Genomic DNA, 24,719 nt, shown 5'->3' on the forward strand with positions numbered 1-24,719 from the left:
CATGAGCAAGATCGCGTTACTGATTGGGGTCAGCGAGTATGAACCAGTGCTAGAGCCGTTGCCATCTGCGGTTAAGGATGTGGTGGCTCTGCAAGAGGTGTTAGCCCATCCAGAGATGGGTGAGTTTAATGCAGCAGATATTACTGTGCTACAAAACCCTGATAGGCAAACAATGGAAACGGCAATCTATACCTTGTTTGCTAATCGTCAAAAAGACGATCTAGTGTTGTTGTACTTTTCTGGGCATGGTGTGCTGGACGATAGCAGCGAGTTTTACTTTGCTAGCCGCTCAACGAGAAAAGATCAGGGAAAATTGGTGCCTCCAACAGCAGTGGCGGCGCGATCAGTACAAGGTTGGATGGAGCAAAGTCGATCGCAGCGGCAGGTAATCATTCTCGACAGTTGCTTTAGTGGAGCCTTTGCCAAAGGCGTTAAAGCGAAAGACAGTGGCAGCGTTAACCTGGAACAATTATTGGGCGGCAAAGGCAGAGCCATTCTCACCGCTTCAACCTCGACCCAATATGCCCTAACGCAAGAAGGACTGGAGCTGTCAGTCTACACTCACTATTTGGTGGAGGGCATTCGCACAGGTGGGGCAGACCAGGATGACGATGGTTGGATTGCGGCAGACGAACTGCATACCTATGCCAGCAGTAAGGTTAGGGAAGCAGCTCCTGCCATGACACCAGAGTTTTATCCAGTGAAGGAGGGTTACAAAATCCTGCTGGCAAAGTCGCCTAAAGATGATCCGCAATTGAAATATCGCAAACAAGTCAAACAGTTAGCCGAAGAAGATGAAGGTAATTTCTCTTTTATCAATCGTGAATATTTGTTTGAATTGCAGCGTAGCTTGGGCTTGTCGATAGAAGTTGCGACCGCCATTGAAAATGAGGAGCTAGAACCCTTTCGCCAACGTCAAGCCAAAGTCGATCGCTATCGAGCAGTGTTTGCTGGTGCGATCGCCCATCGATTTCCGTTAACGCCACGCGATCGCGCTGGGTTACAGCGGCTACAACAGCTTCTTAGTCTGCGAGATGAGGATATTGAAGCGATCGAAGCTCCTATTCTTGCTGCCAAGCAGGCTGAGACAGGACAAATAAGCCAGCCCACCTCCCCTCCACGCGATCGCAAACAGGCTGATTTTTTTGCCGAAGACCTGGGCAATGGCATAACGCTAGACATGGCCAGGATTCCGGCAGGGGAGTTTTTGATAGGGACGGCAGATGGCGATCGCGCTACTATTATTCAAGAATACACACGGCATGGAGCAAAACAGGAGGATGTAGAGCGATGGATATCTTGGGAAATACCTCAGCATCGCGTAACTGTGCCTGAATTTTGGCTGGGTAAGTTTGCCGTCACTCAAGCTCAGTGGAAGCAGGTTGCAGAGTTACCCAAAGTTAAGTTTGATCTCAATCCCGATCCATCCAACTTTAAAGGGGCAAAGCGTCCGGCCGAGCAAGTATCGTGGGATGAAGCAGTGGAGTTTTGCGATCGTCTCAACGGCTTCGTAGAAGCTCGCCTTTCTAAAAAAACAGGCAGAACCTATCGCCTGCCCACCGAAGCCGAATGGGAATATGCCTGTCGCGCTGGAACCACCACTCCTTTCCATTTTGGAGACACCGTAACCACCGAGCTAGTGAACTGCAATGGCAATTACCCCTACGGCAATGCTCCCGGAGGCGAGTATCGATCGCAAACAACAGAGGTCGGTAGCTTTCCCGCTAATGCCTTTGGGCTATACGATATGCACGGCAATGTCTGGGAGTGGTGTGCCGATCAGTGGTATGACAGCTATGCCAATAAACCAGAGCAACTAAAGCAGAATGGGGCGATCGCCTGGACGGAGGAAATTACGGGAATAGCACCAACCGACAATAAAAATTACCGCCTCCTGCGCGGTGGTTCGTGGCGCAGCAATCCGAGGAACTGCCGCTCCGCTAATCGCAACTGGTTCGCGCGCGACTCTCGTCTCAACTTCATCGGTTTTCGGGTTGTTTGTTCTATTCCGAGGGCTCTTTAAACTTTATACTCTTTCCCCTCGTTCCCAGGCTCCGCCTGGGAATGCTCAAGTAGCGGCTCTGCCGCTTGATTTCAGAAGAGGCAGAGCCTCAAAATCATGTTCCCAGGCAGAGCCTGAGGAACGAGCAGTTGTTTCTCCCTCGTTTTCAGGTAGAGCCTGAAAAGGCTGTCGGTTTGAGGTAGCGGCTACGTCTGGGAATGCTAATCGTGAGACTCTACCTCCTCCTCAACCAACAAAACCGCTATGGGACGTAGCCGTTACCGCTTCCTAGACCAACATCCTCATTTCTTAACCTGCACTGTTGTCAATTGGCTTCCCCTATTAAGTAATCCGGAACTGGTTCAAATCCTTTTCGATTCCCTCATTTTTCTACACACTCACCAACGCATCGCCCTACACGGCTATGTCGTTATGGAAAACCATCTCCATCTGATTGCATCGTCTAACAAATTGTCAAAAGAAATAAGGACATTTAAATCATTTACAGCCCGTTCGATCGTGGATTGGCTTCAGGCAAATAATAAGACACATTGGCTGACTCAACTCGCGTTTTATAAAAAAGCGCACAAACTAGAGCAAGATTACCAGGTTTGGCAAGAGGGTTCACATCCGCAAGCCCTATTAACGGTAGAGATGTTTCAGCAGAAATTAGAGTATGTGCATCATAATCCCGTCTGTAGAGGGTATGTGGATGATCCAGGGCATTGGCGTTATTCTAGCTACCGGGACTACCACGAGCAGAAGGGGCTTTTGCCGATTGTGTTTCTAGAGCTTTAGAAGAGAAAAAGGCGGAGGCAGAGCCTCTAAAACGGCATTTCCAGGCAGAGCCTGGAAACGAAAGAACAGATCTGAAACACTACCCATTAGACTGCCAACTCCCCACTCTTTTGCTATCCTTCCGAAATGAAATCACGCTACTGTGAAATTATTCGTATCGGTTTTTGATTAGGAGCATGAAGCTATGAAGGTGGGACTGCAAGCGGCACTGAACGATGCCAATTTGGACGCTGCCCAGGCGAGTAGCCAACGGCAGATGGCAGTCTCCATTTCAGCGATCGCAGATTCGGTGGGTCGTACGGCTTCCCTCAATCTCTGCTTGATTCTCGATCACAGCGGTTCGATGAATGGGCGACCGTTGGAGACGGTCAAGCAAGCCGCCCACCGAATTGTAGATAGCTTGTCTCCGGGCGATCGCATCTCGATTGTGGTGTTTGACCACAAAGCAAAAGTACTCGTTCCCAATCAGGTGATTGAAAACCCTGCTGGTATTAAGGTCGAGATCAACAAGCTCAAAGCCAGTGGGGGTACGGCGATCGACGAAGGAATGCGATTGGGTGTCGAAGAGATGGCAAAGGGCAAACGCGACACGATTTCGCAAGCGTTCCTTTTGACCGATGGCGAAAATGAGCATGGCGATAACGATCGCTGCCTGAAACTGGCGGAACTTGCCGCAGGCTATAACCTCACCATCAATACCTTTGGATTTGGCGACCACTGGAACCAGGACATTCTGGAGAAGATTGCAGATGCGGGTGGTGGGACGCTGTCCTACATTCAACAACCGGAAGAAGCCGTGAGTGAGTTTAGCCGTTTGTTTAGCCGGATTCAATCGGTGGGATTAACCAATGCACACCTGTTGATCTCATTGGCTCCTTACGTGAGACTGGCAGAACTTAAGCCGATCGCCCAGGTTGTACCCGACACGATTGAGCTACCCCTGATGAAGGAAGGGCATCAATTTATGGTGAGATTGGGCGATCTCATGATTGATACGCCTCGTGTTGTGTTAGCTAATCTATACGCCAGTCAGCTACCGGAAGGCAAACAGGCGATCGCTCATCTTCAGGTGCGCTATGACGATCCAGCCCAGAATCGCGAGGGATTGCTGTCTGACACGATTATTGTGGATGCCAATGTGTTGAGCCAGTTTCAATCAGACCCTAATGCTCAGGTACAGCAGCATGTGTTAGCCCTCGCTAAATATCGCCAGACTCAAATTGCGGAGGTCAAACTACAACAGGGCGATCGCGCTGGAGCCGCAACCATGCTGCAATCGGCGGCAAAAACAGCTCTGCAAATGGGCGATCAAAATGCGGCAACGGTGTTGCAAAAGAGCGCAACGGTATTGCAATCGGGGGAAGAGTTGTCAGAGAGCGATCGCAAGAAGACTCGAATTGTGTCCAAAACAATTTTGCAGTAGGGGTGAAGCATTCGGTTGAACTCACCGATTTGGGCGGGTATAGCGGTGCTTAATCCCGATCGGGAAATAGTCTGGATCACCCGTGTTGTGTAGTGTCACAACGGGCATCTGGTAGGCAGTCGGAACATAGTTGGCAAATTCGCTATTCAATCGCTGAAGTTGGGAATGAATTGACGTGGCAATCTGTTGCTGTTTCGTGTCGTCGGGTTCGACTCCGGGGGCAAGTTCTACGGCGATCGCCAAAAACTCGTTCAAATCCTCGTCCTGCTGCACTTGCAAGACAAACTTGCCCGTTACCCAGTCACAAATGGGAGATTGCTCCAACCCAACGGTGACATTTTCAGGGTAGATATTGGCTCCAAAGTAGGACACCGTGAAGTGCGATCGCCCAAAGACATAGACAAAGGGCAAGGCGTGATTGCCTCGTTCGCTGGTGAGAGAGCTAATGGGATCAAAGCCCCACTCAGCCAGGAATTTCAGCATGTCGTCGTAAGCGATCAAACCGCCCTGATCGGAAATGTGGTAGCGGATTAGGGGAATGCCATTGTCTCCGGAGAACAGCAGCGTGCCATCCTGGACTTCAAAGTAGCGGTTCAAGGGATCGTACTGCACTAAGGTTGGCAGACGCGATTCCCCAAACAGCGATCGCGCCGCATCTGGATGATCGGCTAACCAACGGCGAATCACAATACTCAAGGGCGTTTCATTCCCTAACACTCCGGCATCGGCAGTGCCATAGAGAGATGCGGAGGAATAACACACCTCTGAGGCTCCTAACCGTTGACTCACCAGCGATCGCCACTCTTCACTAAAGACTTCCCCAGCCATCACCAGTTTGACGTTGTAGGCAGACCAGTCAATACCTTGAGCCATGCCGCGATCGATTACATCCTTCAAAAAGGGAGGATATCCCAGCAAAACGACTTGCTCAAACTGTGGCGCAAGGGCTTGAATCACACGAAAGATTTCGGTCGGGTTGTTGCCGGGAGTGATCACGGTGATGGGGTAGCCCTTACTCGCCAGGTAACGACAGCAGTTGGTGGTATACATGCCTCCAACCCAGGTGCCCAGGGCAAAGCAGATCACAGCCAAGGTACGGTGGCGATCGGCTTGAAAACTATCGTGAAAAATTTGCTCAAATCGGGTAGCGATTTGCAATTCGTCAGGGAGCGATCGCGCCCAAAAGCTGGGTTGTCCGGTGGAACCCGAAGACACCGCAATCATGTCACACTGCTCCAGTTGACCCTGACGACACAACTGCGCCAAAGAATGTTGCCGCAGATAATTGTCTTTAGTCGTTAAAGGAATCTGCTGAAAGTCTTTCCAGGTTTGGATCGTGGCTGGATCGATGCCCTGAGTTTTTAAGAAGCGTTGGTAGGCAGGAACGGTAGCCGCAACCTGCTGAAACATGGCCAACAAAGCCGTCTCAGGATTGACCTGACGATGGCGTTGTAGGGTAGTTTCCAGAGGGGTAGTCAGAAAGGACTGCCATGCCTGAAGCGAGGCTGTGACCGGGGTGTGATCAGACACTTCAACCATTCTCCGATTGGGGTAGGAGTGACGGATAGATCAGCAATTCGTAGGGACGAACCACCTTCCCAATCACTCCGTCACCTCTAGAGTAGCCGAAGTCGATCGCCCAAATTCCTCAGGAGCATATTGCAGGTGAGCCTCGGCACCGGGGTAGGAAAAAGTGCCGGGGGTGACGGAGCGGACGAGGTAATGCAGGGTGTAGACACCGGGTTCCAGGTGGTCGCCATAGGCAACGACGCGATCGCGGTAAATGGTCTGATAGCCGATCTGCCAGCTATCGCCGCGTGATTGGAAGTAAGGCGTTGCGGTCTGGAAGCTGGTATCAACGGCTTCAAATCCGGCAGGGAGGGGGTCGGTGATGAGGACGTGATCAACAGGGCGATCGCTGATCACTTCTAAGCCCACGTCGATCACCTGTCCTGGTTTGACGGTTAGTGGTTTCTCGTCGTCAAACAATCCGTATCGTTTCAACACGTCGGGTTTGTTGGCTGGACGCAGGGTGCGAGTCACCCGCAAGCCGTTAAATCGTCCCGGTGGATTGCCCTGCAAGCGATAGCGATAGGCCGCCAGGTAGTGCAGCGTCCCCTGACCTGACTTTTGCAGCGTCAGAGTGTTCTCGCCTTGAGGTAAATCCGCCATTGGCACGGTTAGGCTTTCGCTGGAGTCTTCGTAGCCTCGAAACTGGGTAGAAGTCAGGGTTTTGCCTGCCAGTTGAGCGGTGGCTGTGAAGTTGGGTGGCTCCGGTTGCAGTTGGCTGTAATCTACCAGAGCCGTGAGGGCTTCAGCCGTGTCGTAGGTATTGCCCCAGGTGCCGTTGCGCCGCTGCGAGAGTAATCCCTGCACCAGGCGATCGACTACAGCGCGATCGCTCTGACGAGTGACAAACAACCGCAGTGCCTCAGATTGAGCCACCGTAGGGGAACTGAGCCAACGCCAGGTATTCGGCAGGTTCACTGTAGCAGTGCGTCCCGTTTCAGCGATCGCCTCTTGTACCTGGCTAGTCAGGTCAGTTGCTTCTGCCCGCCAATCAGGGAACTTCGACAGATATCGAGCCAACTTGATCTGCATTAGCGGATCAAATTGAGCACGCCGCTCGTACAAATCCGCGAGATAGTCTGTTCGGGTGGTGCCCAACTCATCTAACGCCAACAACATCTCCAGACGAACCCGGTCTTTGCAGGGTTGCTCTTTGCAAAAGTCGTACTGACCGGGGTCTGCCAGAATCCGTTGGAGGTAGCCTACTAACCGAGTCACCATGTCCTGCTTCAGTTGCAGATTAGCCGGAGCAGTCACTCCCTCAAACGTCGTTCGAGCCGTGGCGATCGCCCGTGCAGCATAGGGCGTAACAAAGGGATCAGACTGTTGCCCTCCGGGATAAGCCGCAAATCCACCATCGCCTTGTTGCAGTGCAACTAACTTGTCTAAAGCGGCATTCGCTTGTGCCACCGGAATGAACTGAGCGTCCGTCTGTCCGTAGGTGAGGGCGAGGAACTGAAGATTCGCCGCGATCGCCAACTGACTAGCCACAGGTTCTAAAAAGGGTAGTTGCTCTTCCTGGAGAATCTGACGGGCAGGCACCTGAATGTCGGCAACCAGTGTGCTCGCTAGCGACAGATCCAATCCACCGAGATCGCGCAGAACGTTGGCATCTACCTTTAAGGGAATCTGCACCTGCGTTTCCGTTGTACCCGACTCCACGACCTGTTCGGTCACGGCTAGAGGCTTGATTTCTAGCGTTTCCCGGAAGGCATCCGATTCATTGTTGAGCTTCGTGGAGAATTGAATACTGGCCTCGCCTGCCGTGGTCGCCACCACCGGGAAGCGGTAAGCCGTTGTACCCGACTGGATTTGACCCTGCTGAGACATTGACGTATCGTCTGCTTGCAATCCACCGTCGAGAGCACCTTCGATCGCCACGGTTCCCTGCTGATTCGTCGTGTTCGTGACGGATAGACCCGCTTCTAAGCGATCGCCCGGACGGGCAAACTGCGGCAGGATGGCGTTCGTAATCAACGGCTGTGTGGTGATGAAGGTGGCTTCCCCGTTGCCAAAGTGAAGTTGCCCATCGGTGGCGATCGCCATCACCCGCCAGGTAGTCAGGTTATCCGGCACGGTAAAGGTCACGCTTGCCTGACCATTCGCATCAGTGAGGACAGACCCGTTGTAGTAGGCGATCGGCTGAAAGTTTGTCCGAATCCGCGTGTTACCTGCCCCCGTGGAATAGCCCCCACCAAAGCCCCATCCCTTATCAATTGGGGAGGTCAGCGGTTGCAGCACCACATCCGGGCGGTTGTCGGCAAAGCGAGTCGAGATGGGTTGCTCGGCGTAGACCGTCTCCACCAAATCGGGAGGACGATAGCCCGTCAGTTGCAACACCGCCTCATTCACTACCATCACAGTGACTTGTCCCTGAACGGGTTGCCCTTGCGGATCTTTGACCGTTAATTGTACGGTTTGGGAAGTGCTGGGGGCTACTGACTCTGATTGTGGCGTTGCCGTCACTGTCAGATATTGCTCTGCCAGATTCACCTTAAATGGGGCAAATCCAATTCGCACTAAATCTTCCAGGCTGTCAGGTTCTACCTGCTCCAGGGGTGCTCCCTGTCGCACCAACACCACCTCCACAGCCGCATTGGGCAACATCTCTGGTGTCACCTGGAACTGAATTTGGGGTGCCCCTCCTTTCACTTTGGTCACACTCTTGTACAGCGTGTCGTGGCGCACCACCGCAAAGTAGAGTTCCGCATCCTGGTAAGGCGACTGAATCAAAGCACGGGCTGTCTCTCCAACCTGATACGTTTCCTGATCGAGTTGGATGTCGATGCGCTCATCGGTGTAGCGATCGCCCCAATTCACTTCGTTTGCCCCGGTGATCCAGATTTGGACATCGGTGGCAGTCGCTTCATTGCGAGCGTTGGTGAAGTTGGCACGAATCCGATAGGCTCCTGCTTCGGTCGCAGTTAGCGAAACGGGTTCAGGTGTCTTACCGGAGCGGGTTTCCACCTGCGCTACGGTTTTGTATTCCACCTGATCGCGGTTGGTGCGACTCCCCTCGATCACTTGCGTCACATTGCTGTAAATCATTTGTTGCAGTTCCACTCGCACCCGCTCATTCGCCTGGGTTTCCCCCTGCGGGTTGAGCACGCCTACTGTCACCTCAAAGGGTTGCCCTGCTTCGGCAACAAAGTCACTCTTGAGGGCAATCAGGCGATCGCTGGGTAATGCGGTGAACGTCTGAGAATTGCCAACCGACAGATTCGACACATCCGACACCTGCACATCGACTTGATAGGTCATGGGATAGGGCAAATCATCCGCCACTGTGATCGTCTCGCTGCCCTTTCCCTGTTCATCCAACAAAGCTGCCGCTTGCAGCACATCTGCCGAAACGCTGGGTTCCTCTTCCGGCCAGAACCACTGTCGCCCAATCGAAAAGTCTTCCCAACCGGGAGGTACAAACTCGGCGCGATCGCGAGTGACGTAATATTCTGCCTGACCCTCCTCCACCGGAGCACCAAACAGGTAGCTGCTCTGTGCCTCGGCTTTGACCGTCTCGCCCACTACCGCAAACGACTTGTCGAGGGACAAATCGACCTTAAAGTTGGGTGGCTTGAACTCCGCTACGCGAAACTCGCCAGAAATCTCCAGATCGCCACTCTTAGCCACAATGGTGTAGAAGCCGAGCGGTTGCGTCGTGGCTAAGGGAACCTCCAACGAGAATGTGCCAAACTCATTCGTAGGTTGCTTTCCCAGACTCGTCTCACTGCCATCGGGTTGGCGCAGACTGACACTGTAGGTCGCATTCTTGCCTTGACGCAGTTCTCCATTTTGCAGGTAATACATAAACCCGGTGAACCAGGCCGTCTCTCCCGGTTGATACAACTGCCGATCCGAGACGATCGCCCCCCGTGTTTCGGAACGGTTGCCTGCCCATCCGGTATTCACGTCATAGCCATAGGCTCCGCTCCACTCCTGCACCCGGATAAATGCCCAATCCTGACCTTCACGAGCGATCGCCAACAAGTTTGGCGCATCCGTGAATCCCGTTCCTGCATTAGGAATGCAGCGTTGTATCGCTTCTAAATTGAGCAGCAGTGCTCCCGTTGCATCTGTTCTACCCGTGGCACAGGGAGTCGGCGTTGGTCGGTTCTTCTCCCCTAACTTCGACTGATAGATCTCTACCTGCGCTCCATTTACAGGGGAGCCATCCGCTAAGTGATGAACTCGCACTAAACCCGACTCTGGGAACCACTGAGCAAACACGCCTAGGTTTGTCAATTGCACCAATCCGTAGTAAGTCGGTTCCCGCCAAAAGGTTTGCCCCTCCTGCTGATACTGGTTGGCTCGCGCCTGCACGCCATAGGCTAACAACCCAGTGGAGCCGCCCAACCTTTCTCTCAGGGGCACTGCGACTTCAGTAGACTGATTCTTCGTTCCTTGAATTGGGAAAGACTGCCACGCGGTAGGTTGGGGCAACAGATCATTCCCCTCACCTGACGGATAGGCAGAATCGGTATACACCAGATCTGTTGGCTGCACGACGCGGTATGTCGCTTTGTATTGATTTTGCGGCAGGTTGACCGTTGAGATATTCAGTTGCAGATCTTTTGTATTGGGGAAGATGTGCAGTCCCGACGGTGCCCACAACTCCGGAGCTACATCCCCGGTTTCGTAATCCACCGTGACGGGTTGCCCCAGTGTTTGCCCAAACTTGTCTTTGAGGTTAGCCCCCAGCGTAATCGTGTAGCGAGTGGCAGGCTCCAATGTCCAGGGGTTAAGACCCACCAATGTATCGCCATCGTATGCCTGGAGCGATCGCCCCACTTCTTGAGGGGCAGGTTGAATGGTGATATTTTCTTGGACAGAGGCCGCATCCAAGCCATTGTTGAAACTCAATTGCGGACTGCCCTTCGTGAACCGTCCGTAGACTCCTCCCGCATCCGGTTGACCGACGTATTGCACACCCCGAAAGGTGAGCGGTGAGTAGGTTTCAAGCTGACTATTAAAGGGCATTTCACTGACTAAATTGCCCTGTGTGGGACGTAATCCCGGTGCAAATTCCAGCTTGTAACGAGTGGCTTTTGCCAGTTCTCGCTCTGGCGTCAGGGTATAAATCCAGGGGCGTTGCGACGGATCAAACGTCTCTTGCGGTTGGTTGTAGGTTTCGCCTGTGTCACTCTCGTTAGTGTCTTCCTGCAACTCCATCTTCAGCGGCACCGATTCGTTAGTACCATCGGGAATCAGCTTGGCTCGTTCCTTCACTGAATTCAAATCCAACTCCACGTTGGAGGTGACTTGAAACACAGGCTTGAGATCAAACGGCTCTGGTGTACTGCCCGATTCTGGAGTAGCCCCCGGCAGGTTCGTGAGGGCGATCGCTTCTGTATTAAACGTCCACGCTAGATCCTGCTCTAGCTGGTGATTGTTGAGATCCGCCAATCCTGCTTTTAGCGTCACCCGAAATCGGGTTGCTTTGGGTAGAGCTTGATCTGCCTGGAAGCCCACCATGCGAGGGGTTAAAAATCGAAACCGCCCAGGAATCGGCGGAATTACCTCAAACTTGCTCAGTTGGTCTTGCTGATCGGGGCTATCCAGACTCTCCACCGGAATCAGCGGGTCTTTGAAGCGCACCCGAATCTGTGCCAGCGGATCTGCCTGATCCAGTGGGCTAATCTGCTCAATCCACTCCGGGAGTTGTGGTAACGGCAACGGATCGACGGAGGCCAGCGGCTGACTCGATCGAAACGCAGCGATATCACAACTGGCAATGCCAAACACCAGTGCCAACCCCAAAACAAAGTTTCGCCAAAATCTCCCCATGCGAACAGACATACCCATTCCCCTCACCAACACATTTAACCCTTGCAGAATTGGTTTTTGAAAGTGTGGATTGATGCGCGGTTTGACGCACACCAATTCACGCAAGAAGTTCATTTCTGTCATAGCCGACGCATTATGGCTGCGTGGAGAGATACCTATAATTCTTAATCTGTAAGGGTTTTAACGATATTAATCTTTACTCAATCAGCGAGAAAGTACGTGCTGTTGGGTGAGGGCATCGTCTGTTACTGTAAAGTCATCAACCCCTGTCAATCAGGAGTTAACCATGTCTGTCACTACTGAGTCTATTACTGCTGATTCAACTGCCACTCAACCCGTTGAGGTGATTGCTGATCTGCCCAGCCACGTTGTTTTGCCCCCCTGCGATTTATTTAGTGATGAACCGCCCTTGGAAACCGATCTGCATCTACAACAAATCATTCTGCTGTTGGAATGTTTGAACTGGCTCTGGCGCAATCGCACCGACTTTTATGCCAGTGCTAACTCCACTATTTATTTCAGCGAAAAACAGCTGAAGTCGCGTGACTTTCGCGGACCCGATTTCTTTGTGGTGTTGGGCGTTGAGCGCAGACCCCGCAAAAGCTGGGTGGTGTGGGCAGAAGATGGCAAAACGCCAAACGTTATTGTTGAGGTTTTATCTGAAAGTACGGCAGAGGTTGATCGCGGCTTAAAGAAACAGCTTTATCAAGATGTCCTCAAGGTCTACGATTACTTCTGGTTTGACCCAGAAACGCTGGAGTTTGCCGGATTTCACCTCGTCAATGGACACTACGAACCACTTGAACCCAGCAGTGACGGATATCTCTGGAGCGAACAGCTCGAACTGTTCTTGGGCATCTACGAAAACCAGTTGCGCTACTTCACCCCGGATGGCGACTTGGTGCCCTCTCCACAAGAAGTGGCGATCGCTGCCCAACAAGAACGAGAACAAGCCGAACAACGAGCTGAGCGTTTGGCAGCAAAACTGCGAGAACTCAATATTGACCCAGATGAGTTGTAAAGAGCGATCGCCCACAGATCCCCAGCTTTTGACCTAACCCTTTTGGTCAGTAGAACCCCTATGCTAAAAAACCGGGAATCTTTGCCCTAAATTCCACTCTTTACTCCCTACTCCCATACTCCCTATCCTCATGCACACACGATTAATCGCGTCCCTCCACAATCTCCTTTAACACCGCCTGAGTGATGGGATCATCTGACAATTCCTCAGCCTGCCCTGCCTTAATCGCCTGCTGCACCAAATACAAAATTGAATCCTGCCTGAATGTAAGGGTGGTTTTCTGGCAAGGTTTTCACTCAAACTTGTAAACATCGCACAAAGAAGGGTTCTGCCTCACTGTAGCGTCCCTGTGAGTCGTAGAGTAATGCCAGATTGTTGAGACTGGTGGCAATTTCAAAATAGTCATCTCTGTGACAGTATTGATCGAGTGACTACCTTAGGAGAAGATCCCCAGTAGATTGAGAAGAGTATTAAAATGATTCCAACTCCTCCTTTAAATATATTGAAGATCTCTCATTGGAAAAGTTGGATAACTAAACGAGAGCTTGAATTTTAACTTCCTTGGAGATAAAATTTAATATTCTATCGTAAAATATAGCTTTTGCTCGATTAGAGTGTGTAGTGGCAAGCCAAGTTTGGTACTGAAAGTTACTTCACATATTAGTGTGATTTTAGGATAATGATTGTTGCGGCTTCATTTCTAATGCAAGCACTATTAGATTGACATATACATTTACTATTCTATGAGTAATCAGCCCCCAAATAATCCCTTGCAGTTGATACTTAGCATACTGCAAGGGATTCTCGAATTATTTATTTCAGCTATTCAATCAAGAGATGCTGCAAAATTAACCTTGCTAGTCATGGCTGTTTTGATATTGTGCTTCAACTTCGATATCGGAGGTCTGAAGCAGAAAGTTGAGCAATCGCCCGCAAAAGAAGTTTTTTGGGGTGGGATAGCGGTCCTCTTTGTTACTAGTCTTCTCTTTGAATTGAGGAAACGATCACAACAGCAAGTTAGCATTGGTCGAAATAGATCAAGGCTCAACTGGATGCAATCTCATTGGGTTCGCTACTGTTTGTTTGGTCTAATTACTGCTACTCTAACTCTTCTAATTTCGGAGGTATTTGAACCTGTTTTTGCTACTCAAATAAGCGAGTACATATGTAACCCTAGAACTGGTCAAGACTGCTTTAGCTGGGGGGAGAACATTCTTATAGATAAAGATCCTGCTTTTACAGTTGAAGTTGGAGACCCACCTACTTCTTGGAAAAAGAGATGTGAGGGTGCATGGGATTGGAAAATCAATGGTGTTTTGTCGTATAAAGATAGTCATTCAACTAGTGACATTAATGTCAATTCACGTGAAGAGCAACTTGATAAAGCTATTAGTAACTTTACAACTTTTTTGCTTCCGGAAAATTGTCCTAATGATCCTGAAACACTGATTTATTTGAATAATGCAAAAGCTGAAAAAGAGAAGGATTTTTTAAGGGTTGTTGTGAGCGTTCCTATAAGCAGAAAATATGAGGATGAGAAAGGAGATGGTACTTCTGTTTCCTTAGAAATTCTAAGAGGAGTTGCGTTAGCACAGGATGAAAACAATGCAGATAACAGTTCAGAAATTGGTTCAAGGAAGAGGAAGTTGGTAGTTGGCATTGTTGATGACGGACCTATTGGAGAGAATAAGCCATCAGGCGAATCAAAAATAGATTATGAGCGCAGAGTAGCTGAAGAAGCAGCTAAATTTGTAGTACAAAATCAGGATGTTTTAGGAGTCATTGGTCATTTTACAAGTGATACGACTCAAGCAGCTTCTCAAATTTATGGACATCACAAACTTGTTAGTATTTCTCCAACAAGTACTGCCATTAGGAAAACTACTAATAATGTTGATGGTATTGACTTTCTCTTCGGGCAAAGTCAACAAGGTACAGAAGGTGCAAACTACGTATTTCGTACGGCTACAGATGACTCAATCGCTATTCAAAGTTTGAAAGCTGAGATCTTAAACCGTAAACAAGACTTTCGTAAAATGGCCGTTATTTATGAAAGCGGCTCCAGATATAGTGAGTCTTTCAGGGATGCATTTACAAAGGATTACACAGGGAACAATGTTAAGGGAGTGATGTTTACCAGTGCAGACAATCAATGCAATCTTGCTCCAACAAATGTTCAACAAAATTCAGAAGATTGCTCAAACCTTCTGAAGAATGAGCCGGGCTTGAAGGCATTGCTGCTTGTACCTCCTAATGCAAGTTCAGGTAAACTACGTGAGATCTTGGAAATTAAGGATGAGCAAAACAAGGGGTCGGAACAGCAATTTTTTCTAAGCTTGCTTGGCGCAGATAGCATGTATGACAAAACATTCCTCACGAAGGCAACTGAAGGCATGGTGGTTGCAGTCCCTTGGCATCGCCCTGATACATCAACATCATTATTTGAGAAGAAGGCGACAGATCGATTTGGTTATGGAGAGGGTGATAACAGACAACCTTTCGAGGTCAATTGGCGAACAGCGATGGCTTATGATGCAACAAAAGCAATATCCGAGGGGCTAGCTAGAGCCTCAATATCTTGCAGATTTTCATCCCTACAATTTTGGGATCGTCAAGCTAAATCCAAATGTCTTCGAGAAAAGCTTCGCAATGCTTTATCAGACATTCAAAATTTTAAGGCAGATGGAGTGTTAGGAGAAGGCACCGTCCAATTTGATGAGAAAGGCGATCGCAAAAAAATTGATGGTTTAGATATTGGAGTTCTGGTAGAGGTTTGTAAGAAAGATAATGGTAGTGGGTATGCCTTTAAGCGAGTTGGGTGTGAATCTACCTAAAACTTAAGAATCCCTCATCCGTGACTTTTTAATAGATTTGTGATTTCTTGATCCAAGTATTGAAGCCACTTAATGTTCTGCTAGAGGAGTTGAGAATATAGTCTGTATCGTTTAAATTGCAGCTATTTCATTAATAGCTAGAATCATCAAATTTGAAATAGGAGCGATCGCCCTTTCAACAGAAATACTCCAACTTCAAACAGAAACACTTCTACTCTCATCAAAAGCAATCGCACATCCAATAAAAACTTTTCCACTTGAGCCTAGACCAGTCTTTTACCTTCTGCCCGTTGCCTCTTATTGTCCTACCACCGAAAATCCTCGTTGTGGGTTATTGCTCGGCTCAGCCACTCGCACCTCAAACATCACCTGATCTGTCATTTCACCGCTTTTAACCTGCAACCTCCAATCCCCAGGACGTAATGCCCAAAATAAGGAATCCGCTGATTGCGTGGCAAGTTTCTCTCCATTTAGCCACCATTCCACGGGTTGGTTTTGTCGTCCTGTCACTTTGAACTCTAGACGGGAATTACTCTCCGATGAGGCATTGGCAGCTAAGAAATAATCGCCGTTGCGAGGAGTCAGAATACGGAGTTGGTCAGGGTTGAGCGTGGGTTGTTGTTGCGTTGCCAACCACTCGTTGTATTCCGGGGGCAACCGCAGTTGAGAGGAACTATTTCCTGTAGCAACAGCCCCATAAAACGGGTCAGGCTCATGCTCATAGGCGTAGAGGTCTTCCGGATAAAGATATTCTTGCACCACCGTTGGGCAAGCAGGAGTGGGACGTGCCCCCGATATCGCACATATGGGACGCTGCACCAATCCGCTAGGAGGGAGGAATGCACTCGGTTCCTGCTGTTCGTGCAGATGCAACAGAATGCGGCTCCATAGCGGTGCGGCTCCCGTCACTCCCGAAACTTGATGCATCGGTGAACCATCAAAATTGCCAACCCAGGTTGCGACGGTGTAATCAGTCGTAAACCCAACCGTCCAGGTATCCCGAAAATCCGAGGAAGTCCCCGTTTTCACCGCTACCGGAAACGGCAGACTCAACACCGAATCCACCCCAAACGATCGCGCCCGTGCATGGCGATCGCTCAGCATATCTGTAATCAGTGCCCAGGTTGCCTCAGCGTGTTCTGTGTAGCGGGATAAGCTCTCTCCTGTTTTAGTACAGACGCGATTAATCGTGCCTCTTCCACCCTGACATGCCATCATCCGATACGCCTGTGCCAACTCCCACAAATTGACTTCGCCACTTCCCAGCGTCAGTCCCAAACCATAGTGTTCGGGAGTTTCTGTGAGGTGGCGAAACCCCAATTCATGTAGCCGTTCCAGAAAGGAAGGTACGCCTACTTTTTCGAGAACCCGTACCGCAGGTACATTCAACGAATTGGCGAGGGCAACTCGCACCCGCACGGGTCCCTGAAACGTCTCACTATAATCTGTCGGGCTATAGAGCTTCGCACCGGGAATGGCATAGTAGGTGGGCACATCTGCCAGAATCGTGTTAGGGCGGATCGTCCGCTTTTCGAGAGCCAGTTCATACAGAAATGGCTTCAAAGTAGAACCCGGTTGTCGTAAGGCTTGCACACCATCATTGCGCCCCATCTGAGCATCCGAAAAATAATCGGTAGAACCGACATACGCCAGCACCTCCCCAGAATGGTTGTCCAACACGATCGCTGCTGCCTGATGGACGTTGTTCGTTGCCAACGACTGAATCACCTGCTTCACTTGCGCTTCGACAAACTGTTGCAGCGGCAAGTCAATCGTTGTCCGAATGTCGGGTAGATGATCGGGTGGTAGCTGATCTGCTAACCAAAACAGATAGTGGGGAGCCGCAACAATGCCCTGTTCTCGCGATCGCACCGCGATTCCTCCAGTTGTGGCACGATCGGCTTGAGCTTGGGTGATGTAACCATCCTCCACCATCCGCGCCAACACGTATCCCTGTCGGCGTTGCAGAGGAATTAACCGCGTGTAGGGATTGAGATTATTGGGATCATTGGGCAAACCCGCTAGCAAACTCGCCTGGGCGATCGTCAAATCTCGTGCAGGCACGCCAAAATACACTCGTGACGCGGCTTCCACACCATACACATTGCCGCCCATGGGCAAACGGTTGACATACGCCTGCAAGATCTCATCCTTGCTCATACCCGCCGCGAGTCGCCACGCCAGCCAAATTTCTTGTGCTTTGCCCCACAGCGTTACAGGAGTGGGTTCTAGCATTCGTGCCAGTTGCATGGTGATGGTCGAAGCACCGCTAACAATATGACGCGCCTGAATTGCCTCTGCGATCGCCCGTCCCACAGCCCACAGATCCACTGCTCCATGTTGATAAAACCGCTTGTCCTCAGCGGCAATGATGGCATGGAGAAAATGGGGTGAAACCTGCTCCAGAGGCACAACAGCAGTATGCTCCTGGTCACGGGTGAGCAACGTTCCCAACAACGCACCGTGGCGATCGCGAAAGGTCACTGCCTGGTCATCCTGCGCGATATCGGTTGCAGGAATGGGAGCCAAATAAGGGAGCGATCGCACCATCAACCCCAACAGCAGAACCACCAGGAGAAGCCGCACTCCTCCCCGTTGCCAACGGTTGAGCTTACGCCAGATTCGATGTCCCCAGTTCCAGTTCATAACCGATCGGATTGCCTACTACCCAATTATGGGTGGCGCAATGGGGCGATCGCTCTGAATGTAATGAAGCTCTTAACGTTGATGGATCGGATTTAATGTAGGGAGCGATTGCAATTGGTGCGTGAAATGGGGCGATCGCCGTATTAAATGAGATGCTTAGCTTAGAGTTTTGTAGAATAGGAAGCAAAGTTAGCCCGCAATCCGCAAACAATGCCACAAGCCATTCTGAATCAAATACTTAGTCAGTTACAGGCACTGGAACTGTCTGAATTACAACAACTCAGTCAAGTCATTCAAAACTATTTGAGAGATGGTGAAGCAACCACTAAGCGAACTGCGTTCCATCAAGCATTGGTAGAGACTGGTTTGGTTCGACAGATTAAGAACCCAACTTTTGAACACAGGATGCACCAACATCTTATCCAGGTTCAGGGTGAGCCTGTTTCTCAAACGATTGTTGGGGAACGTCGATAGATGGCAATCTACTTTCTAGATAGTAGTGCGCTTGTAAAGCGATATGTTGGTGAAACTGGTTCAAGTTGGGTTGTAGGGTTATTCGATGCTGCGTTAGGTAATGAATTTTTTGTTGCAGCAATTACAGGGGTTGAGATTATTGCAGCAGTCACGCGAAGGGTACGCAACGGTAGTATTGCTGTCACAGATGCAAAATTGGTTTGTAATCAGTTGAGGAGCGATTTGCAAACCGACTATCAAGTTATTGAAATCACAGAACAGATTATTAACTCTGGAATGGCACTGGCTGAGGCACAAGGGCTACGTGGTTATGATGCAATTCAGTTGGCGGCAGGATGTGCAGTTAATAAGCTCTGTATTGATAATGGTTTGTCGCCCATTATTCTTGTATCGGCAGACAACGAATTAAATTCAGCCGCTGCTCATCAGGGGCTATTGATTGAAAATCCCAATATCTACCCATAGCGCAGGACGACAACACAACAGAAACCTTATTTTAAGGCTGGTATTTGCCTTTTATTATGGTAGCTAGTCAGCGATTGTGGTTAGTGCATGAATTGGGCGATCGTCAAGATCGATTCCAAGTGCTAATGCTAAAATTAAGCTTTTTTGTTGCTTCCCTAAGTTCAATGGAAATAACCCGTTTATCAGATGAGGGACAAGTAACCATCCCAGAAACATTACGGACTGCTCATCGTTGGGAGGCAGGGCAAGAACTAGTCGCGATCGATGTTGGAGATGGTATTCTGCAAAAGCCTAAAAAGCCTTTTGCAGAGACAACCTTGGCACAAGTCGCAGGATGCTTGAGATATCAGGGAAACCCAAAGAGCTTAGATGAACTAGATGATGCGATTCGTCAAGGAATAATGGAGAGAGCTAATTTCATAACTTAATTAGACGGACGCAAGTTGTGATGGGTATTAAGCAAAAGGATCTGAAATTACTTTGGGGGAAAGCAGCTAATCGTTGCTCTATCTGTCGAACTAAACTCGCTTATGATAGTTCTTCTACGTCAAATACTTTTCCGATTGGAGAGCAAGCGCACATAGTTGCCGAGGAGAATTCTGGTCCTCGAGGTGAAAGTATCTTAACTTCAGAGCAACGGAACTCCTACCCTAACCTCATTTTGTTATGCCCAACTTGCCACACCAAAATTGATAAAGCTCCAAGCGATTATCCTATCGAGGAGCTTCATCGATATAAAACAGAACATGAGTTATGGGTAGATGAATGCCTCACTAACTATGACTCGGAAGATCCGTCACAGCTTATTTACTCCCACCTGATTGACGAAGTAGTTGTTTTGGCTAACTTAGTTGAGTGGAATAGGTGGGCAAGTAATGCTGTTAGCTCCAACTCGCAGTGGCCCCGTGACATTAGTAGTCGCCTATTTGTTCTTCAGCAGCGTATGCAGTTAGCTATCTGGCCAGGTACTCTACTAGAGCTTGAACTATCAATGCAGGTGTTCGTCAAATTTATAGCAGCCGCTTTCAATCTGTTCCGTGAACACTCTGAGCGATGTGGTGACTACCTCACTGTTGATTATTTTTACCGAATTCGCTCTTATGACCCTGCCAAGTATCACAGATTGCTAAACCAATTTGATGCATGGGAAAAAGCTTGGAATGAGCTTGTTCGTGAGGCAACAAAAGCAGCTAACTGGTTTGCTGATGTTGTTCACCAAGATATAAATTCGACCTTCTTCCTAACAGATGGACGCTTTGCACTTGTTGAGGGCATGTTCTCAGATATGTCATATCGAAGCATACTCTATGAGTATGATGCAGAAACTAAACCAACCTCGATTGAACAGGTTGATGAAGTAATTGAAAGAATGATCGAGCCATATGTAAAGTTGAAGAATTTGAAATAGACCTCATCTATGTGGGATGTGGGTTGGGTTGGGAGTGACGACAACAAAAGAACGATCGCCCCTACTCCAATAACCAGCCAAACACCGACCCAACATTCAAATTCAATTCATTCGCAAATGAGGGAACTGGAAGCTGCTGTTCTAGCTCATCAAATACTTTGGTTTGTTGCTTTGGAATATTCACAAAAATCGTTTGCTCATCCGGATCAATCAGCCAACCCATTTGAGTGCCATGATTCAAACTATGGAGAATGGTTTTGGTGACTTTTGTTTGGCTTTGATCCGGCGATAGAATTTCGATTGTCCAGTCAGGGGCGATCGCATTCCTACCCAAAGGAACTCGCGATCGCCCCCCACACAACCCGATCTACGCTTCTAGATACTTGCTTAAAGCAGCATCATATTCGTCATACTTTTTCGCACCAACCAGGGTTTCTGCCACATCACCCTGAGTAAAGAACATCACAGCGGGAATACTGCGAATGCCATATCGCTTAGCGACTTCTTTATTAGAATCTAAGTCTAACTTGAGAACCTTGACGCGATCGCCGTATGTATCGGCGAGTTGATCGATCAGCGGAGCAATGAGTTTGCAGGGACCACACCAGGATGCAGTGCAATCGACCACAAACAAGGACTCTGAATTCAGTAAGGCATCAAACTCGGCTTCATTTTGGATGTAAGCAGCAGGCATAAATAAGTCTCATGAAAGACTTATTCTCCCATGGCGATCGCACTTTAATCCAATCCCCTTTATAGCTTTGGTCAGAAAGCTTAAGGCAGAGGCAATAGCTCAAACCTGGATGCTGGGAAAGCTTCCTGACTCGCCTCCGTCCCATCGAATGTAGCTACGGCTATAGAGGGACAAATCTGTTTTATCCCTCATCCTTTATCCTTCAGCCTTTTTCTCTCTTCTCTCTTCTCTCTTCTTTTTTCCTTCTTCTCTCTTCCTTACGGCAATGGCAGTCGAGGGCGATCGCTAAAGTCAGGTAACGCTACAGGATTCTTCTCCAACTGCTCCAAAACGAGTTGAATGGCTTTGTCGAGTTGCGGGTCTTTGCCCTGTGCCCACTCGTGAGGAGCGATGTCGATTTCGATGTCGGGGTCAGTGCCGTAGTTCTCAACACCCCAACCGACATCCTGGAACCAGAAGGAATATTCGGGTTGAGTGACGACGCTGTGATCGACCAGGGTGTGTCGCGGGAAGATACCAATCACACCACCCCAGGTGCGTTTGCCGATGAGCGTACCAACGCCCATCAGTTTGAAGCAGTGGCTAAAGATATCCCCGTCAGAGCCTGCGTGTTCGTTGGCGATCGCCACCATTGGCCCCAACACTGAATCAGCGGGATAAGGTTCGGGTTGTCCCCAGCGTGAGATGTCGTAACCGATGCGTTGTCGTGCCAGTTTTTCAAGAATGAGTTGCGAGACGTGACCACCGCCGTTGTAGCGTACATCTACGATTAATCCCGGTTTGTGGACTTCCGCCAGATAGTAACGGTGAAACTCGGCATAGCCTTTGGGGCCCATGTCAGGGATGTGGACGTAGCCAATTCTGCCGTCAGTAGCCTCGGTGACGACACGATGATTGTGCTCAACCCATTCCCGATAACGGGCTTGCGTTTCGTCTCCTAACGTCTTCACGGTCAGCGTGTGGGAGGCGTCTGATTCAGCACTGGCAAAGGTTAGAGTGACTTCACAATGAGCCTGATGCACGAGCAGTTCTTGGGGGCAACGGTGGCGATTCACACGGCGTCCAGCAACGGCTAACAACACATCGCCTTCCTGCAAGTTCAGCCCGACTTGATTGAGGGGTGAGTCTGACTCATCGCTCCAGCCATCACCGCGCACAATGTGTTCGATGCGGTAAACGTCTTGCTCTGCATCGTAGACAAAATCGGCTCCTAAAAAGCCCAGTCGATAGTCGGGTTCTTTGCGGTAGTCACCGCCCATTTCGTAAGCATGAGAGGTGCCCAATTCGCCCTGCATCTCCCAGATCAGGTCAGAAAATTCGGAGCGAGTGGTCACTTTTTCTAACCAAGGAGTGTAGCGATCGTAGACGTGATCCCAATCGACGCCAGACATATCTGCTGTCCAAAACTGCTCGCGTTGCAATCGCCAGATCTCGCGAAACATCTGCCGCCACTCTTGCTGAGGCACGACAGCAGAGCGAATTCGCTTGAGGTCGAGCCAACCTGTTTTGCGACTGGGTTTGTGATCCTCTTTGCCTTTACCGTTGCCATTGAGGGGGGCGATCGCACACACTCTCAAGCGATTGCCAGAACGGTAGATCAGCGTGCCGTCTTTGGAGACTTTAAAGCTAGTGACATCATTGGCAACCCGGTCTTGCTTTTGTTCGCTGAAATCGTACATATCAATAACAGCTTTGGCTTCTGGCTCTGAGCTTGTCCAACCCCGGCGATCGAGGCTTCCCTGAATGGGCACAGAACTGAACAGCACCTTGCCTTTGACCCCAATGATTTGGTGATAACGTCCCTCTGGCACCGGAAAGCCGACGATGCGGTGCTCGATACCATCCAGGTCAATGGTGACTGTTTTAGGAGCGGGTTGATCAGATCCCGTTTCTTCCGGCGGTACATCCGTCGAGGCATCGCTATCTTCAGACTTTGCAGCCTCAGATTTGCCGTTAGAGCCGTTTTTGCCGTTCGCCCGGAATGGCTTTGGAACCGGAATAAACGGAGATGGCGTATCCTTTTGCAGCGTAATCAGAAAAGGACGCATCCCCAGGGGGAACCCCAGATCAAAGTAAATGCTGTCGTAGACGGGGTTAAACTCGCGCACCGAGAGGAAGTAGAGAAACTTACCTTCTGGATCAAAGTTGGGTTCGATATCGCGGAAACGGGGAGGCGTGAGGCGATGCACCGTGCCATCCTGCACATGGCATAGCTTGATGGAGAAGGTCTGCGGCGTTTCTGCACAACTGTAAGCCACCCACTGACCATCGGGCGACCAGCAAAATCCAGCGATGCGGTAATACGGGCTGCGATCGAGCACGCGGCTCTGGCGAGTTTCTAAGTCAACCCAGATTAGCTCATAGCGATGGTTCGATAACACCACCTGATCCGCCACAGGCGACACCTCCAAATCGATCGATCGCCCCAGATCTAGCCCATCTAACCGCTCAGAGGGAAAGTCAGTGTCAGTGTTGAAGATCTCCAGTGCCTCTATCCCTGCGCGATCGGTGATGGTAACAAAGCGTTTTTGGTCGTTGAGCCAGCGCGTCAGGCGATAGCGTCCCTCATCAGGTTGCCCCAGTTGCAGCACGGCTCCTTCCCAGTTGCCGAAGTGAAAGCTTTTGCCCCGTGTGGTGATCAGGGTTGAATGGCTTTCGGGATGCAGGTTGTAGTCCTCTAAGTAGCGACCGGCTTCAACAAACTTGCGTTGCCGCTGCACCTGTGGACTGTGAAACTCTACCTCAATTTTCTGAGTCGAAGCGATCGCTGGATCAAAGCAAAACAGCTCTGCTCCGGCATGATAGACAATGCGGGAACCATCGGTTGAAGCGTTACGGGCATAGTATTCCGAGTGATCGGTGTGTCGCTGCACATCCTCACCCTGGGGCGTGCAGGAATAGAGGTTGCCAATGCCCTCATGGTCGGAGATGAAGTAGATGCGATCGCCCACCCACATGGGCGCAGTCAGGTTGCCATTTAAGTCTAAGAGTTTGTGGAATGTGCCACTACCCTCCGGGTCTATCCACAGGACGCCTGCCGTACCGCCGCGATAGCGTTTCCACCGGGCTGGATCACCTGTGTTTCTGCCCAGCACGACCCCACCATTGGCTCCCAGGGCAATGTGATGCGCCAGACCATAGGGCAATCGCTCTGGTAAGCCTCCTTGCGGGTCAATGGCATAGAGATTGAAGATGCGCCGAAACGGTTGCGCTGAATTGCTGGAAAACAAGATGGACTGTCCATCGCGACTCCAACCCACCACGGACGTTTGCGCTCCCAAAAAGGTTAATCGCTGAGCCACACCCCCTTCGGCAGGCAGACAATACACCTCGGCGTGCCCTTCTTCTCGCCCAATAAATGCCAACTGACTCCCATCTGGGGACAAATAGGGACGACTGACCTCACCCAGGTTGGCTGTTAACCGACTTGCCACACCCCCCGCAGCAGGAACACTCCACAGATCGTCCTCACAGACAAAAACAACGCGATCGCCATGAATCGTGGGGAACCGATAATAACCTGCTTGTCTAGTCATGCCCGTAACTCTTAGAGGGGTGGTAGGAACGTCATAATAAACCCAAAAAAAGAGGTACTGCTGAT

16 protein-coding genes and 1 pseudogene are annotated in these 24,719 nt (G+C 50.1%); 9 read left to right on the forward strand and 8 right to left on the reverse strand.

Annotated features, from left to right (window positions below):
- Position 1: 1 nt before the first annotated feature.
- The 3 genes from H6G89_RS03625 to H6G89_RS03635 all read left to right on the forward strand — a co-directional run bounded on the left by H6G89_RS03625 (position 2) and on the right by H6G89_RS03635 (position 4,223).
- On the forward strand, positions 2 to 2,023 hold the full coding sequence (locus H6G89_RS03625) for a caspase, EACC1-associated type (protein ID WP_190503932.1): 2,022 nt from the start codon (positions 2 to 4) through the stop codon (positions 2,021 to 2,023).
- Positions 2,024 to 2,266: 243 nt separating this feature from the next.
- The gene (locus H6G89_RS03630; RefSeq protein WP_190503933.1) at positions 2,267 to 2,800 is read left to right on the forward strand and encodes an REP-associated tyrosine transposase; all 534 of its coding nucleotides are present in this window, start codon (positions 2,267 to 2,269) and stop codon (positions 2,798 to 2,800) included.
- Between the two features lie 184 nt (positions 2,801 to 2,984).
- Positions 2,985 to 4,223, forward strand: a complete 1,239-nt coding sequence (locus H6G89_RS03635; protein WP_190503934.1) for a vWA domain-containing protein — start codon at positions 2,985 to 2,987, stop codon at positions 4,221 to 4,223.
- Between the two features lie 21 nt (positions 4,224 to 4,244).
- On the opposite strand, the gene H6G89_RS03640 is transcribed toward H6G89_RS03635, so the two are convergent.
- Both H6G89_RS03640 and H6G89_RS03645 read right to left on the reverse strand, forming a co-directional pair.
- A complete protein-coding gene (locus H6G89_RS03640; RefSeq protein WP_190503935.1) occupies positions 4,245 to 5,762 on the reverse strand; it encodes a phenylacetate--CoA ligase family protein in 1,518 nt (505 codons plus the stop codon).
- Between the two features lie 63 nt (positions 5,763 to 5,825).
- Positions 5,826 to 11,699: an alpha-2-macroglobulin family protein gene (locus H6G89_RS03645; protein WP_242059811.1), complete on the reverse strand. Its 5,874-nt coding sequence runs from the start codon at positions 11,697 to 11,699 to the stop codon at positions 5,826 to 5,828.
- 163 nt (positions 11,700 to 11,862) lie between these two features.
- On the opposite strand from H6G89_RS03645, the gene H6G89_RS03650 reads away from it, so the two are divergent.
- Positions 11,863 to 12,597, forward strand: a complete 735-nt coding sequence (locus tag H6G89_RS03650; RefSeq protein WP_190503936.1) for a Uma2 family endonuclease — start codon at positions 11,863 to 11,865, stop codon at positions 12,595 to 12,597.
- A 296-nt stretch (positions 12,598 to 12,893) separates the two neighbouring features.
- On the opposite strand, the gene H6G89_RS35540 is transcribed toward H6G89_RS03650, so the two are convergent.
- Entirely contained in the window at positions 12,894 to 12,989 is a 96-nt protein-coding gene (locus H6G89_RS35540; RefSeq protein WP_190504343.1) for a tetratricopeptide repeat protein, read from the reverse strand.
- Positions 12,990 to 13,340: 351 nt separating this feature from the next.
- Between H6G89_RS35540 and H6G89_RS03660 the strand changes: the two genes are divergently transcribed.
- The gene (locus H6G89_RS03660; protein ID WP_190503937.1) at positions 13,341 to 15,431 is read left to right on the forward strand and encodes an ABC transporter substrate-binding protein; all 2,091 of its coding nucleotides are present in this window, start codon (positions 13,341 to 13,343) and stop codon (positions 15,429 to 15,431) included.
- A gap of 297 nt (positions 15,432 to 15,728) precedes the next feature.
- Here H6G89_RS03660 and pbpC read toward each other — a convergent pair whose 3' ends face one another.
- On the reverse strand, positions 15,729 to 18,077 hold the full coding sequence (pbpC, locus tag H6G89_RS03665; protein ID WP_190503938.1) for a penicillin-binding protein 1C: 2,349 nt from the start codon (positions 18,075 to 18,077) through the stop codon (positions 15,729 to 15,731).
- Positions 18,043 to 18,294 (reverse strand): hypothetical protein, encoded by a 252-nt coding sequence (locus H6G89_RS03670; protein WP_190503939.1) that lies wholly within the window; start codon positions 18,292 to 18,294, stop codon positions 18,043 to 18,045. Before H6G89_RS03670 ends, pbpC begins: the two co-directional genes overlap by 35 nt.
- Here H6G89_RS03670 and H6G89_RS03675 point away from each other — a divergent pair.
- Genes H6G89_RS03675 through H6G89_RS03690 form a run of 4 tightly spaced genes read left to right on the forward strand, consistent with a single transcriptional unit; the run spans position 18,288 to position 20,424 of the window.
- Positions 18,288 to 18,551, forward strand: coding sequence for a hypothetical protein (locus H6G89_RS03675; RefSeq protein ID WP_190503940.1), 264 nt, complete (start codon positions 18,288 to 18,290; stop codon positions 18,549 to 18,551). The two genes, H6G89_RS03670 and H6G89_RS03675, sit on opposite strands and share 7 nt — an antisense overlap.
- Complete coding sequence (locus H6G89_RS03680; protein ID WP_190503941.1) at positions 18,552 to 19,016, forward strand: type II toxin-antitoxin system VapC family toxin; 465 nt, start codon at positions 18,552 to 18,554, stop codon at positions 19,014 to 19,016.
- A 56-nt stretch (positions 19,017 to 19,072) separates the two neighbouring features.
- Positions 19,073 to 19,444, forward strand: coding sequence for an AbrB/MazE/SpoVT family DNA-binding domain-containing protein (locus H6G89_RS03685; RefSeq protein ID WP_242059812.1), 372 nt, complete (start codon positions 19,073 to 19,075; stop codon positions 19,442 to 19,444).
- Positions 19,445 to 19,464: 20 nt separating this feature from the next.
- Positions 19,465 to 20,424 carry an HNH endonuclease gene (locus H6G89_RS03690; RefSeq protein WP_190503942.1) on the forward strand — a complete coding sequence of 320 codons (960 nt, stop codon included), beginning with the start codon at positions 19,465 to 19,467 and terminating at the stop codon, positions 20,422 to 20,424.
- A 61-nt stretch (positions 20,425 to 20,485) separates the two neighbouring features.
- Here H6G89_RS03690 and H6G89_RS03695 read toward each other — a convergent pair.
- The 3 genes and pseudogenes from H6G89_RS03695 to H6G89_RS03705 form a co-directional block, all read right to left on the reverse strand.
- Positions 20,486 to 20,743, reverse strand: a pseudogene (locus tag H6G89_RS03695) (Uma2 family endonuclease); the annotation flags it as partial.
- Between the two features lie 48 nt (positions 20,744 to 20,791).
- Positions 20,792 to 21,118 carry a thioredoxin gene (trxA, locus tag H6G89_RS03700; RefSeq protein ID WP_190503943.1) on the reverse strand — a complete coding sequence of 109 codons (327 nt, stop codon included), beginning with the start codon at positions 21,116 to 21,118 and terminating at the stop codon, positions 20,792 to 20,794.
- Between the two features lie 257 nt (positions 21,119 to 21,375).
- Complete coding sequence (locus tag H6G89_RS03705) at positions 21,376 to 24,654, reverse strand: S41 family peptidase (RefSeq protein ID WP_190503944.1); 3,279 nt, start codon at positions 24,652 to 24,654, stop codon at positions 21,376 to 21,378.
- Positions 24,655 to 24,719: the final 65 nt, after the last annotated feature.

It is taken from the genome of Oscillatoria sp. FACHB-1407 (genome assembly GCF_014697545.1).
GTDB lineage: Bacteria > Cyanobacteriota > Cyanobacteriia > Elainellales > Elainellaceae > FACHB-1407.